This window comes from Enteractinococcus fodinae (assembly GCF_031458395.1).
GTDB lineage: Bacteria > Actinomycetota > Actinomycetes > Actinomycetales > Micrococcaceae > Yaniella > Yaniella fodinae.
This window is the reverse complement of record NZ_JAVDYJ010000001.1, coordinates 1,020,849-1,034,804: the sequence shown is the minus strand read 5'-3', so window position 1 is coordinate 1,034,804 and position 13,956 is coordinate 1,020,849. Positions and strand designations below refer to the sequence as shown.

Sequence of the window (13,956 nt, the reverse complement as noted above, 5' to 3'; positions counted from 1 at the left end):
AACTTTCTGTGGAAGACATTACCTGTTGGCGGCCCCATTGCCGCCTCCACTTACCTTAGCTTCTGGCCCGTCACCGCAACAGGGTTCACAGAGACATCCGGTTACTCAGTGCTACGAGCGGTCTCTGGCCTGCTCTTGAGCCCCTTTATTATATTGCGAAACGACCAGTGAGATCGAGTGCGTCCGGTAGGTCCTCGGGAGGGTGTGCGGGTCATCCCGACTGGGGCGCATGCGTGGAGTAGGTGGCGAATCGCCAGTCGCACTTCCGCTTTCGGTGCGCGCTCAGCCAGAGTTTTACCCTCCAGCAGAGCGGCAGCGGTCACTTCCGGTGCCCACGGTATGAAGTGGCGTAGCTCAATCTTCGGGCCAAATCGCTCCCAGACATCTTCTAGCTGGCGTTTAGGGGCGATGCCAGCGGTCATAGCTGTGACTTTATTGACAAGTGGAACAACGGGCCCGGTAGTGATTTCAGTCAGCTGTTCCATCCCTTTCATCAGTCGCACGAAACCCACTGGGTCGCCAGTGCCGACAGCAACGACAGTGTTGGCGGCTGTAACGGCACCGATAGTGGTGGCATTACGTTGAGGAGCTGGAATATCAAAGCTTAGCTCTTCGTCTTCTTCAAGTCCGAAACCACAGTCGATAACAATGTGATCCCACCCGTCCCGAGCGGTCTCTAGCAGCTGCTCCCAGGCTGCTGCCCGGATTTGCGGCCAACGCTCGGAGCGGGTCAACCCTGTAATGACATCCAGTGACGCACCGTCAATACGAACATTCTGGGCGTAGTCTCCCAGTTCGATGGCAGAAATACCGCGGTGCTCAATCGCTCGGCAGGCTTGGGCAATTGCCGCGGCGTCATCTAATAAGCCCAGCTGCACTGCTACGGCCGCGCCATAAGTATTCGCGTCAATGAGCAAGGTACGGTATCCATCCAGTGCCGATTCTGCAGCCAGGTTGACCGCCACCGTGGTCACCCCCGGAGCACCGATGGGTCCCCACACCGCAGTCAGTTGACCGCGTGGTGTTTCATCTGACCCCACGGGTGCCATGTCCTCACATCGGACAACTCGATCCGGTGAGGTGTACCGGTCCATTGTGTCGGATGAGGCCACAACGGTGCTGAGCTGGTCAGGTGGTGGTTGGGGCAGGTGAGTCAGCGCTTCGGGTGTCTCAGATTGAGTTGGCAGATCTTTGGTTGGATCATAGGGTGCTGCCCTGCGTCCGGTTTTACGCTTTGGTAACGTGTCGGGATCCAACTGCTCCAACACCTGCAAGTCATGAGCGCTAAACTCGACCGGTTGTTCGGAAGGTGCAGCAGAATCCTGATGGGCCTGACGCAGCCACTCAACAAGCTGTGGGCCCGTCAGCGTCGGGGAAGCAACAGGAACGCCTAGATCGGCAAGTCGCTGACGATCTTCCACGACATCCGATATCGCCGCCACCTTTGGGCCTTGACTCTCACCATCAAGCACCTGGTGCAGTGTCTCTAATCCGACAAGCTCAATGTCGTCGGCGATTAGCACGATGTCAACCAAGCCGGACCGCGCAACTGCCATGAGCTCAGCGAAGACCTGGCAACGGTGTGTAATAGTGACTGAAGATTGAGTTGCTTCAATCGGGGTGACATGGTCGAAGCGTGGATTAATTGTGGTGGCTACACTCAGTTCGGACATTCGCTCAATCTCCGATAGTCGCCGGCACAAGCGCAATCTTTGCGTCGTTAGCCTGGGCATCCAGTACAGGTGGAACGGCATCCTGTGCGAGCATCATGTAGACCGTGGTGGTGTTTGCCGCCGCAAAGGCAGAGGTGTTGTTATCTGTGCCCGTTACTTCAGCGTTGGAGATCATCTTGGTCGGCTCCTCATAGCCACGGCCGTCCTCGCGTGCTGCAGCAACCCACACGTCCACTCGTGAACCGATGGTCACGGAGGCTGGCATGTCCTCAGATACTCGCACCCCGACTTGTTGACGACCATCAGGATCCGATTGCGCGACTTGACGCTGCGTGAGCAATTCCCCTTGCAGGATCGTGGATGAGACCAAAAATTCAGGTGGCAGCTCCGTATCGGCTTCCCAATAGTGCTCCGCGGACTCAGAAATACTGGCCTGAACTATATGAAAATCTTCGGCCGTGACTTGCGCTCCCGGAACGATGTCCGTCGATGCCGCCCAGTAACCCTGGCGCTCGTCAATGGATTGCACCAGAGCCACTACCCCGGTGACTGATAGCGCTACTAAAAGCAGCCCAATAAGTAGGCGCGGGTCCCGCCAACCGGGCGGGCGAATGCGACGTGCTTCTGCTGGTTTATCGTTCATGCTTGTCCCTCAGTGATGCTTCCAACCATCTACTGTGACCCATCACTCCCGAGAACAAAAGAGCTCGTGGCCCAACTGTGGACAACTTCTTGAACCGCATCGCCGTACCCAGGATGCATTCACTGCGGTGCGCTTGTGAACAACCTGAAGCTGAAGTAGTCTAAGAGCATCAAACGACATCAAATTTTAGCCTTTGAAGGAGCTGCGGTGCCTCGATTCATGACCTTGACGGATGTTGCAGAAGAGCTCCAGATCTCAACCGCCGCGGTTCGCACTATGGTATTGAAGGGTGAACTCGAAGCGTTTCAAATTGGCGGCCGGGGTCAATGGCGGGTCGACTCCCAGAAGTTCGAAGCATTCATCGAACAACTTCATGCTGAACAACGCCAACGTGTCGAGACCGAACAGCAACAACACACTGAACAGCACCAATAACCCGCTGCCCCTATACCTCATCTAATCCCATCGGCGAAGCACGCACCAATTGGATCGCCTCGAATGGCACGATTCTGAAACCTCGCAGTGCCGTGGTGCGACGGAATTCGTCACGCGCATGCAGCGCAAGATCGAGATGATCATATCCCACCCGGTCGATCGTCCCCTCGGCTAGGGTGTCGCCGTGACGCGCCACGATTTGAACCGGCTCACGCCGCCGAGCCAACATCCGGTAGACGGAGCCCATCTTTGGGCCGGCCTGTAATGGTCTGCTCGGGACTACAGCGCGCCGCAAGTCGGCATCAACGCTGAGGATCGCTTCGCGAGGGACCAGCAGAGCATTTGCCCCATCGGCACCACCTACCCATGCTGGTCCAACCGCTTTGAGCACCAACGTTTGCAGCCGACCGTCGCGCAGCATAATGCGCACCTGTTGACCTAGTGCCGCTCGGAGTCGATCCATCAGGGTTAATTCCGCCCACAGACCACGGGTTAGTTCTGCGGCATCCTGTTCCACCGCTTGCCATTGGCCAAATTCTAATTGCGCTTCGAGATCTGCAAATAAGTCGTTCCATCGCATGTGATCACCTTATGTCGCCCACTAGTCAAAAGCATTGACGGCCTGTCCGCTCGGGCGAGATTTTCCGCCTCTTAGAGCTTTTTCAACGCACCATATCGACCCTGGACGAGTAAAGTTTATCAAACGATATCAAAATGCATCATTGACATTCAAAGTTTATCTCTGTAAAACTACTGTCATCATTGATCGTTGAACTATCGGAGAAAATATGACGGGTCCTCAAGTTACACCCATCAAGTCCCGCATTAGCGCTGAAGATCTCTTGCTGTGCGTGCTGAGTCTCGCCACCGGGCCCATACTCTGGTGGTTGAGTCGATCATGGCAGAGCCTTTCAGCAGCGACCTCAGGTCAAACACTGGAATACTGGATCGCTCTCGTTTGCGGGTTTGGCGGCATAGCTCTATCCGTCCTGTGGATACTCTTTTTCCTAGCTGGGGTGGGCATGATCATCGGGCTGAGAACTCGCAATGCTGCGCTAGCGTACTGGGCCGAAGTGTTTACGCCAAAGTTTCTGCGCCGTCTCATCATTTCGGTGGTAGGCCTGCAAGTAGCTGTCGCTCCACAAGCGTTCGCACTACCCAACGAACACGAGAGTACCGAAGCCCCCCACGTCGAAGATCACCAGCCATTTATGCCAGAGGTTTACGATCCTCAAGTTGACCCCACCGAGTCTGAGTCACCGACCGATGGGCTTGTACCAGAGGCCTCCCCCACGAGCTCTGATACTGAGACACCTTCCCCCGCAGTTGAACCACGTCAATTGAGTGAGGCAACTATCACTCCAACACCTGAAGCGTCACCTTCACTAGCTGAAGACGTAGATCCCATGCCACGCCAGACCTCTACCATCGAGCTCGAATTCGAACCTGACTCACAGACTCAAACTGATCCGCAGCTGCAACAACCGGGGAACCGTTTCACACCACAACAACCCATCCCGTCACCCTATATTGCCGCGCCACAGCCGACTCGGAACACAGAAGATCCCACGGTGGTGATCAAGACCGGTGACTGCCTCTGGGACATCGCCCACAACGAGCTCGGGGCCGACGCGACGCTGTTCCAGATCGATCAACGATGGAGACATTGGTGGGACCATAACCGCGCAGTAATTGGGGAAGACCCTCACGTCCTGAGTCCAGGGACAGTCCTAAAAGCTCCGCCATTTACCAGCTAATCTCATCCCCCATCCCGAGAAAAAGGAAAAACATCATGTACTCAGCTCTCACTGCCTCCACCCTGTCTGATCATCTCGAAGAGACCCAAGATACGCCCAGCCAGAGACGACATCTACAAGCAGTAGAGGCCCCGCCACTTCAGATTGGCTCGGCCGCGATCCTACCGGCCACGAGACTTCGCCAGGCGGCCCGCCCTGAACATGTTCCACTGGATCCCCGAGAGGAGTTCGCCCCAGCTCAAGAGGTGGGAGCTCAACGCGGCCGATCGAACGTCTTTACGTTCCGTAGCGCCGAACGTCCCCAACCAGTCGATCATCAACACGCCAAGTTGCTGGCAGATATAAAGAAAGTAACCCAAGCCGTCGGGTCAGCATTTATTGAAGCCGAACTGGGTATTCGGTCCTTCGGCCAATTGAGCTCATGGTTAGAATTCGACCTATTTCACAAACTCAAAGCACGGGTTTACCACAGCGCCAATGCAAAGCATGTGGCAGCTCGTCGTGGCGAAGCCTCTCGAAAGGTGCCCTCGGTAAAAACCATTGGGGTGCGGGCTGCCATGCATCGCAACGGAGAATGGGAAAGCTCGATGACCATTCGCGTGGGGAAACGAGCCCGCGCGATCGCAATGCGAATACAGCTGCATCGCGATCGCTGGCGGGTTATTGCTCTGGAGGTTGGTTAGGAATCCCGACGCGCTTTCTTAGCTGCCTTCCGGGCCTCACGTTGTGCAGTTTTGCGGTCCGTTCGAGACTTTTGCTGCGTTTTGACTCGCTGGCCATCAGCCGCCCGTGTTTGGGTAGTCGTTGAACCGGGGGCTTCTGCCGAGGGACCGGAAAACTGCAGAGGCTGTTGTTGGCGATTGCCAAAGTTTGCGATCTGCGAGAAATCTGCCGCAACACCGGGCATTTGCGATCCGACTTTGACTTCAGGTTTACGAATCTTGAGGTGGAACAGCTTATGCACAGTATCCTCGCGGATCGCTTGCATCATCGACTGGAACATCGTATGGCCTTCGCGCTGATACTCGACCAGTGGATCGCGTTGGGCCATGGCACGTAATCCAACACCTTCGCGCAGGTAATCCATCTCGTAGAGATGTTCTTGCCACTTCTGTCCGATAGATTCCAACAACACGCGGCGTTCGAGTTCCCGCAACTGCTCAGCGCCAAGTTCTTCCTCACGCAGACCATAGAGAACTTTCGCATCGGAGATGAGTTCACGCTTCAGGTCGGCTGGCTTCAGAGAAGACAGGTCGCCCAGTTCTTGTTCGATATCTTCTTGCGACAGAGAAATCGGGTATAGCGCCCTCAGATTCTGCCACAGCTGATCCCCATCGACTTCTTCGGAGCTTTCCAGCATGTATGCTTCGTCAACGATAGCTGAAATAGAGTCTTCAATGAACTCATGAATTCTCGTCTCAAGGTTTTCACCCTCGAGGATCTGGCGCCGGTCGGCATAGATTGCCTCACGCTGCGAGTTCATGACCTGGTCATATTTCAAAACATCTTTACGCTGTTGCGTGTTGCGTTCCTCGACGGTCGCCTGTGCCCGCTCGATCGCTTTGCTCACCATCTTGGCTTCCAGGGGCATATCGTCAGGATAATTGCTCATACTCATAACGCGTTGAGCCATCCCCGCGTTGAAGAGGCGAAGCAGATCATCGGTCATCGACAGATAGAACCGAGACTCTCCAGGGTCTCCTTGACGACCGGAACGTCCCCGCAGCTGATTATCGATGCGTCGGGACTCGTGACGTTCGGTACCCAGGACGTACAGCCCTCCAGCCGCTTTAACTGCTTCGCGTTCCTCTTCACTAGCTGCCTGTGCTTTGGCGAAGACTTCAGCCCAGACGGCCTCATATTCTTCGGCGTCCTCTTCGGGATCCAAACCGCGTCGATTCATCTCCGCAACGGCCGCGAATTCTGCGTTGCCGCCCAAAATAATGTCGGTCCCGCGACCGGCCATGTTCGTGGCAACAGTGACCGCACCAAGACGTCCGGCGTCGGCAATAATGGCTGCTTCACGCGCATAGTTCTTGGCGTTGAGCACCTCGTGTTTGACGCCAGCTTTGGCCAACAGTTTCGAAACGTACTCAGATTTTTCAATCGAGGTTGTACCGATAAGAATCGGTTGCCCCTTCTTGTGCCGTTCCACCACGTCTTCAACCACCGCGGCAAATTTGCCCTTTTCGTTCTTATACACCAGGTCTTGACGATCCTCGCGTTGGACGTCGCGATGGGTAGGGATGGGAACCACGGCGAGTTCGTAGGTGGACATGAATTCGCCGGCTTCTGTTTCGGCGGTACCGGTCATCCCCGACAACTTGTCATACTTGCGGAAATAGTTTTGCAGGGTAATCGAAGCAAGGGTCTGGTTTTCCGGTTGCACCTTGACCTTTTCTTTGGCTTCAATAGCCTGGTGCAATCCGTCTGATAAGCGTCGACCCGGCAACATACGTCCGGTGTGTTCGTCGACAATACGAACTTCACCATCAATAATTTCGTATTCCCGGCCGCGCAGAAAGAGCTCTTTGGCTCGAATGGCGTTATTCAGATGTCCGATCAGTGGAGTGTTGGCAGACTCATAGAGGTTGTCGATGCCCAGCCAATCTTCAACCTTGTCAATCCCTGATTCCAAGACCGATACGGTGCGTTTCTTCTCATCGATTTCGTAGTCGATGTCGCGTTTGAGGCGCGGGGCTAGCGCAGCGAACTGAGAATACCAACCGGAAACGCCACCTTGCGCCGGTCCTGAAATGATAAGCGGGGTCCGAGCTTCGTCGATCAGAATCGAGTCGATCTCGTCGACAATCGCAAAGCCGTGTCCACGCTGGACCATATTGTCTTTGCTCATGACCATGTTGTCACGCAGATAGTCGAAACCGAATTCGTTATTCGTCCCGTAGGTAATATCAGCATCGTATTGGGCTTTGCGTTCCGAAGGCGGTTGACCCGAGGAAATCACCCCGGTCGTCATCCCTAAGAACCGGAAAATACGCCCCATAAGTTCCGACTGGTATTCGGCAAGGTAATCATTGACCGTGACGATGTGCACGGCATTACCGGTCAGTGCATTGAGGTAGGCCGGTGCGGTAGCGACCAAGGTTTTACCTTCACCGGTTTTCATTTCAGCGATCATGCCTTCGTGCAGCGCTGCGCCACCCATGAGCTGCACGTCAAAATGCCGCAACCCAACGGTGCGCGACGCGGCCTCACGGACCGCTGCAAATGCCTCGGGCAAAAGAACATTCAGGCTCACGCCGTCTGCGATCTGTTCTTTGAACGCATCGGTTTCTGCACGCAGCTCAGCATCCGTGAGGTTTTTGAAATCGTCTTCAACTGCATTCACGGCGTCTGCGTATTGGCGTAGCCGCTTCAGCGTGCGTTTCTCGCCGGTTCGCAAAATCCGTTCGATAAAAGATGCCACGTGTTTTTGTACTCCCGAAGTCTATTCCTATGGCGGTTTTGCCGCACACATTTGACAGTCTACGCCGCTAGGCTTCCCGGATACCAAATTTCAGGCTCCTAGACATACATGATGCCCCACCATTACGGGCGGGGCATCATGGTTTAGCAGCTAGCTTTAGGATTCGGCCTGGCGATAATCGCGTACTGTTTCAGTTTCTTCATCCCCCATGGAGATCACACCGTAAGACCAACCGCGACGACGATAGGCCACCGATGGGAGATCGGTCTCCTCATCAATAAACAAGTAGAAATCGTGTCCGACCAGTTCCATGTTGTCGATGGCATCATCCAGGGTCATTTTCTCCGTGGGGAAGACCTTCCGACGAATCGTCACAGGTACTTCGCCGTTCTGGTTGATACGTTCTTCTTCAGCCTGTTCCTTGGCCTCCGCGGCCTGTTGCTCCAGGACCTCTTCAACCAGCGAGACATCAGATGGTACAGGTGAGAAGTTCTGGGTAAGTTCCTGCACGGAGGGACGACGGCGCCCCCCTTTTGCTCGTTCACGAAGCCGGCGCAGTCGTTCCTGTAAACGTGCAAACGCGTGATCGAAGGCGATTTGCTTATCGTTATCATTAGCTTCGGAACGAACCACGTTTCGAGGTGAATGCAAAGTGAGTTCAGCGGTCACCAGACCGGAAGCTCCGGTGTGTGATTCACGAGAAACGAGTTTGACCTCCAGACGCTGCGCTTGTTCGGTCAAAGATGAGATCTTGTCGAACTTTTCTTCGACGTAAGAACGAAAATCATCCGTAAGATCTGTGTCGCGGGCTAGGTAATTGATGTCTAATGCCATCAAAGCCTCCTCGTGTACTTAGAACAATAAAGTTAACGACGAAACAACTAAAACTCCCGTCCTATTTGCTCCGCCGCCTTCGCTGGTCACCCCAATGTTACCTGCTGTGGCCCGCCAGGATAAGATTTAGTCTGGCCTCTCTACCTCTCGAGTACTTTTTATGGACTTCTTCGACACTCTGGCGGACTAACTGCGCGGTATCACCGTCGACAGTACGACAGCCGCAGCGATATCAAAACCTGCCGCTTGTAATGTCCTGGCGGCTCCCGCGAGTGTCGCGCCAGTAGTCAAAACGTCATCCACGAGGATAATAGGCTCTGCAGGTTCTTGATGTCGCCGAGCAAGCCGGAACTTTCGTCGAGCACTTTCTCGCCGAGCCTGGACCCCGCTGCCGTGATGGGCAGTGCGCGAAAAGAAATTCCATCGAGTTTTCAACAAACCTGGATCGCAGTGCAACCTGTCAGGCAGGGGGCTTGGCAGCATCATTGTCACTGGGTTGTAACCGCGTTTCCGCATACCGGCACCTGAGGTTGGGATAGGCACCACGCGATAGGATGGCGAGCCACAGTCTTGGGTGGCGTATTGCAGGGTTCGGTACATAATCGGACGAAACACTTGCGCGAGTTTGATGCGCTGGTGATCTTTGAAGTTCAGGACCAGTCTTGCCATCTCCGGGGTATATAACGAGGCAGCAAATACCGGTAAAGGTTGGCCCGTCACGATATCTAGCGGTAATGCATCGGCGAAATCTTGGGCCTGGATCACCTGGCGGGTTTGGTCTCTGAGCAGAGCGGTACACACGCGACACAAATGGTATTTTTCGGCATCAGACCAAACACACAGCGCACAAGGATTGGGAACCAGCAGATTCATCATACCGCCCCAGGCCCGACCGACGTGTTGAGCCACCGGCGACGTCATGAAGCTATCCAGACGGTGTAAGAGACGCATGTTTCGAGCATGCCGTATGGCAGCATCGAGGGGGCTGGATCAGCACAGCTTGTGGACAACTCAGCCTTGTGGACAACTCAGCCCGGGTAGGACAGTTGGGTGGGAGCCTCGGGCTGGGCACGCCAGTTATTACCGACGCGCAGGTACACGTTGTCTTCGGTTTCGGCATAGGTATTGCCAGCACCGGTCGAAAAGTTGATCATTCCCAGCATCGGTTTGAAACTCACAGACGGGCCGCTAAACCCGATGAGTTCCAATTCGACACGGTCTCGGGCAGACACTTGGCCGGCCAAGATCTCGGCGGTGGAGTACCACGAAACTTGGTTGGGAGGTTCGTCGGTCTGGAGCCGGAACGTGTTGCCTAGCGCTTGGGGTTGGCTGTCTTCGTCGCGAATGACCCCAGCGATGTACAGCTGGGCGGGGTCATCTTCTGATTCGACCACGACCGCGGCTCGGGTGCCTTCCGGTGAGATTCGCAGGTCAATGATTTCTTCGTCGCGGCCGGCCCAGGGGTGCATAATCTCTAACACTTGGCCGTTGCGATTGGTATTGGAAGCGATGATCGTGTTGCCATCGGTGACCGTAAATACCCAGCCGTGCACATCAAGTGATGGAGCCGTCAGCTCTGATCCGGTGGCGATTTCATAGGCCTGCGTAGCATCGGTGGCGATATAGAGCGTGTCACGGTCGCTGTTCACAAAGGCGGCGGTGTCGCGCTCGCGGTTGATGGTGGGGTCAGTGGGCTCGAGGTTTGCCACGTTTGGAAAGCCCGGCAGTGTACCGGTGCTATTGGCTTCGTAACTGACCAATTGATCCGTATCCGCATCGACACCCACCTGAGTATTACCCGGGGTCACGGTGCTATCGGCAGCGACAAAACCGTCCGGGGGATCCTCGAACGTCAAGGTGGTGCGCTCACGGGTCATCGCAAGTTCCGAAATACCGGGGTATCGCTGCAGCGTCAGCTCCAGCTGTTGTGCCATGCGATATCGACCGAGTTCAGAAGTGTTTTGAAAGGTCTCATCGGTGAAATCGACCTGGGCGATACCACTGGTCACCGGCACCACATCGCGGTACAGGTCCGCATCGGCCGGGAAGGCCGTCACGACCGCCCCCTCCAAATACCGCGCTGGCCCATCTAGCAACGCATTGACGATCGTGGTGGGTTGGTCCGGAGTGTTGAGCATCCACCGGACATCGGGTACCGCATACTGATACGTCGGGTCATAGAAGTACAGCGTTTGGGTGTTAAACAGTGCACGGAATTGTGCAGCGTCAAGGTGAATGCCGTCGGGGACCTCATCGATTCGCCACTGACCATCAACTTGCACGAGCCCAAAGTCGGCTTCGCGGGTGGCGCCGTCATCGGCGATCTCCAGCACTCCGACATCATCCAGGGAACCGACGACGGCAAGCTCGACGGTGTAGTTGTTGTCGCCGGTGGCATCCACGATGGGCCGTCCGGTGTAGATGGTGGTTTGGGCCGCCGGGTCCCAGTTGGCGGCTGCGGAGTCGGTCAGAAATTCACGGGCGGTAGAGAAATCTCCCTGAATGCCGGTTGCCGCCAGGATGAACCCGTTGATGACCGAGGTTGGGGTGGCGTCGGTTGCCGGGCCGGCTGGGTTGAAGGTGTAGGCCACGTCTCGGTCGATGTCAGCTTGCGGATCAGATTCGCCGACCTGACTGGATTGCGGGATGCTGGCGCAGCCGGCCAGGATGGTGGCTACAAACACCGCGACAACGAGCGTGAGGTAGCGCACCGACCTCATGGGGACTCACTTTTCGGCTGGTACAGGTGTTGTTCGGTAATCCGATTGAACACGGCCGAATGGGTCGGTTCCTCAGCGTCGGTGACATCCACATCGCGGGGGGCAATACGTTGCGCCCGGTCGTATTCGGGCGGCAGGCCTAGCGGCGGTGCCCCTGACACGACGGTGCCGGATACCCTGGGCAGCGTGACCCGGAACGCCGAACCTTGATCGATTTTGCCCCAGGCGTCAAGGGTACCGTTATGCAGGCGCGTATCTTCGACGGCGATGGCTAATCCTAAGCCTGAACCACCGGTGGTACGGGTACGCGCCGGGTCGGCGCGCCAGAACCGATCAAAGACGTGTTCGAGTTGCTCTTCGGTCATGCCCATACCGTGATCACGTACCACAATGGACACTGCGGTATCGTCACCTTCTAATATGACATCCACCGGGTTGGACAACCCGTGTTCAATCGCGTTATTGACCAGATTGCGCAGAATGCGTTCGATACGACGCGAGTCAACTTCAGCGGTGAAGGAGTCTCCTTTGGCCACGACTGACAGTTGTGTTTCCATCTTGTCTGCCAAAGGCTGGGCCGTGAGCGCGACATCAGCAGCTAGGTGCAGCAGATCAGTTTTCTCGACGGCGACCTCAGCCACTCCGGCGTCGAAACGAGAAATTTCTAGCAGGTCTTCCAATAACGCTTGGAACCGCTGAACTTGGTGATGCATCAATTCAGTCGAACGACGCAGCACCGGATCCAACTCACCACGGGACTCATACAGCACTTCCGAAGCCATGGACACCGTCGTCAACGGGGTGCGCAACTCGTGGGACACATCGGAGACGAAGCGTTGCTGGATCTGTGACAGGTCAGCCAGCTGGGTGATCTGGTCCTGAATGTTGTCGGCCATCTTATTGAACGACTCGGACAGTGAGCCGATTTCGTCGGTGCGTTTGACGTCCATCCGGACCGACAGATCCCCCGACGAGAGCCATTCGGCAGTTTGGGCAGCCTGTTGAATAGGTTTTCCGACCGAGCGGGTGACCCACAGTGCAATGCCGATATTCATGAACACCAACACCACTCCGGCTACCAGCAGGATGTTCATCAGGTAGTCAATGGTCGCCTGGACGTCGGACAGATCATAGATGAAATACAGCGCGTAGTAGTTGCCGGGCGGCAGTACAACCTGGGTCCCAAATGCCAGGCCGGGTTGGGTGGAGCCCGCATCCGGCAAGGAAATGGATTGGTAATAAATTCCACTCCCGGAAGCAACCTGTTCGGCTAACTCATCGGTGATGAGTTGTTCCGTGGCGCCTCCGGAACTCATCGAACCCACATACAGGCTGTCGTCTTCGTCAAGTGGCAACAGCAAGAAGTCCCGGGCGAAAGCCGTGTCGTCAGTGGTCAGCTGCCGCAGCGTGTCAGCAACCAGTGAAGTGGTGGATTCTTCGTCCGCGGTCGCGGCGTTTTCAAAGACCTGGCGGGTCTGTTGCAACGCGTGGTTTGCTTCGGCTTGGACTTGATTGAACCGAGATCGAAACAACCCGCTGGTGATCTGTTGGGTAAGAAAAAACGCCAGGAACAAGGACCCGATGATGGTTGCTGCCGCCGCGATAACGGCGGTACGCAGAGACATCGACGAATCCCAGCGCCACAAGAACCGACGGCGAGCGCGATTGGCCATGCGACCAAGGCGTTGAAACCATGAGGGTCTTTGCTGCTCTGGCGGCGCTTCGGCCGGGGTTGCAATGTCGGTGGACATGATCAACCGGCTTTATATCCGACCCCGCGCACGGTGAGAATCACTTCTGGATTGTCAGGGTCTTTTTCCACTTTGGCGCGCAACCGCTGCACGTGGACATTGACCAACCGGGCGTCGCCCTGATGGCGGTAGCCCCAAATCTCTTCGAGTAGCTCTTCGCGGGTCAACACTTGGCCTGGTCGACGTGCAAGTTCCACCAGCAGGTCGAATTCCAGCGGGGTCAAGCTGAGGCTTTCGCCATCGCGGGTCACTTCGTGGCCAGCGACGTCGATGGTCAAGTCAGCGATCTGTAGGGTTTCAGGGTCGCGACTATCGGTTTCGCGTAACCGGGCGCGCACCCGGGCAACCAGCTCGGCGGGTTTAAACGGTTTGGGCACGTAGTCATCGGCGCCGGCTTCGAGGCCACGCACGACGTCGGCGGTTTCAGACTTTGCGGTCAACATGACCACAGGGGTGTCGGACTCTTTACGTAGCTCCCGCAGAATCTCGATTCCGTCTTTGCCGGGCAGCATGAGGTCCAAGAGCACCAAGTCCGGGCGGACGCTACGATACATGTCATTGGCTTGATTCCCGTCGTAACAGAAGTAGGTTTCGAACCCATCGTTACTCAAGACGATCCCGATCATCTCGGCCAATGCTTCATCGTCGTCAACCACTAAAATTTTGGTCTTCAACCATCTTCCTTCCCGCGCGACTGGTAGATGAATTCCCGTCTA

Annotated in this window: 12 protein-coding genes; 3 read left to right on the top strand and 9 right to left on the bottom strand. The window is 55.9% G+C overall.

Annotation, left to right across the window (positions count from 1 at the left end; all coding sequences use genetic code 11):
- Window positions 1-101: 101 nt before the first annotated feature.
- Entirely contained in the window at window positions 102-1,673 is a 1,572-nt protein-coding gene (locus J2S62_RS04910) for an AAA family ATPase (RefSeq protein WP_310172062.1), read from the bottom strand.
- A 4-nt stretch (window positions 1,674-1,677) separates the two neighbouring features.
- Complete coding sequence (locus J2S62_RS04905) at window positions 1,678-2,316, bottom strand: flagellar biosynthesis protein FlgA (RefSeq protein WP_310172060.1); 639 nt, start codon at window positions 2,314-2,316, stop codon at window positions 1,678-1,680.
- 207 nt (window positions 2,317-2,523) lie between these two features.
- Between J2S62_RS04905 and J2S62_RS04900 the strand changes: the two genes are divergently transcribed.
- Window positions 2,524-2,751 (top strand): helix-turn-helix domain-containing protein, encoded by a 228-nt coding sequence (locus J2S62_RS04900; protein ID WP_310172058.1) that lies wholly within the window; start codon window positions 2,524-2,526, stop codon window positions 2,749-2,751.
- A gap of 10 nt (window positions 2,752-2,761) precedes the next feature.
- Here J2S62_RS04900 and J2S62_RS04895 read toward each other — a convergent pair whose 3' ends face one another.
- Window positions 2,762-3,331, bottom strand: coding sequence for a hypothetical protein (locus J2S62_RS04895; RefSeq protein ID WP_310172056.1), 570 nt, complete (start codon window positions 3,329-3,331; stop codon window positions 2,762-2,764).
- A 208-nt stretch (window positions 3,332-3,539) separates the two neighbouring features.
- Here J2S62_RS04895 and J2S62_RS04890 point away from each other — a divergent pair, with 208 nt between their 5' ends.
- Window positions 3,540-4,508, top strand: coding sequence for a LysM peptidoglycan-binding domain-containing protein (locus tag J2S62_RS04890; RefSeq protein ID WP_310172054.1), 969 nt, complete (start codon window positions 3,540-3,542; stop codon window positions 4,506-4,508).
- Between the two features lie 35 nt (window positions 4,509-4,543).
- On the top strand, window positions 4,544-5,191 hold the full coding sequence (locus J2S62_RS04885; RefSeq protein WP_310172052.1) for an Rv3235 family protein: 648 nt from the start codon (window positions 4,544-4,546) through the stop codon (window positions 5,189-5,191).
- On the opposite strand, the gene secA is transcribed toward J2S62_RS04885, so the two are convergent.
- The 6 genes from secA to mtrA all read right to left on the bottom strand — a co-directional run bounded on the left by secA (window position 5,188) and on the right by mtrA (window position 13,914).
- A complete protein-coding gene (secA, locus tag J2S62_RS04880) occupies window positions 5,188-7,935 on the bottom strand; it encodes a preprotein translocase subunit SecA (protein ID WP_310172051.1) in 2,748 nt (915 codons plus the stop codon). The two genes, J2S62_RS04885 and secA, sit on opposite strands and share 4 nt — an antisense overlap.
- A gap of 156 nt (window positions 7,936-8,091) precedes the next feature.
- Window positions 8,092-8,769 (bottom strand): ribosome hibernation-promoting factor, HPF/YfiA family, encoded by a 678-nt coding sequence (hpf, locus tag J2S62_RS04875; RefSeq protein ID WP_310172049.1) that lies wholly within the window; start codon window positions 8,767-8,769, stop codon window positions 8,092-8,094.
- A gap of 186 nt (window positions 8,770-8,955) precedes the next feature.
- The gene (locus J2S62_RS04870) at window positions 8,956-9,720 is read right to left on the bottom strand and encodes a ComF family protein (RefSeq protein ID WP_310172046.1); all 765 of its coding nucleotides are present in this window, start codon (window positions 9,718-9,720) and stop codon (window positions 8,956-8,958) included.
- Between the two features lie 77 nt (window positions 9,721-9,797).
- Window positions 9,798-11,489, bottom strand: a complete 1,692-nt coding sequence (locus J2S62_RS04865; RefSeq protein ID WP_310172044.1) for an LpqB family beta-propeller domain-containing protein — start codon at window positions 11,487-11,489, stop codon at window positions 9,798-9,800.
- Window positions 11,486-13,240, bottom strand: a complete 1,755-nt coding sequence (mtrB, locus tag J2S62_RS04860) for an MtrAB system histidine kinase MtrB (protein WP_310172042.1) — start codon at window positions 13,238-13,240, stop codon at window positions 11,486-11,488. Before mtrB ends, J2S62_RS04865 begins: the two co-directional genes overlap by 4 nt.
- A gap of 2 nt (window positions 13,241-13,242) precedes the next feature.
- Window positions 13,243-13,914, bottom strand: a complete 672-nt coding sequence (gene mtrA, locus J2S62_RS04855; protein ID WP_310172040.1) for an MtrAB system response regulator MtrA — start codon at window positions 13,912-13,914, stop codon at window positions 13,243-13,245.
- Window positions 13,915-13,956: the final 42 nt, after the last annotated feature.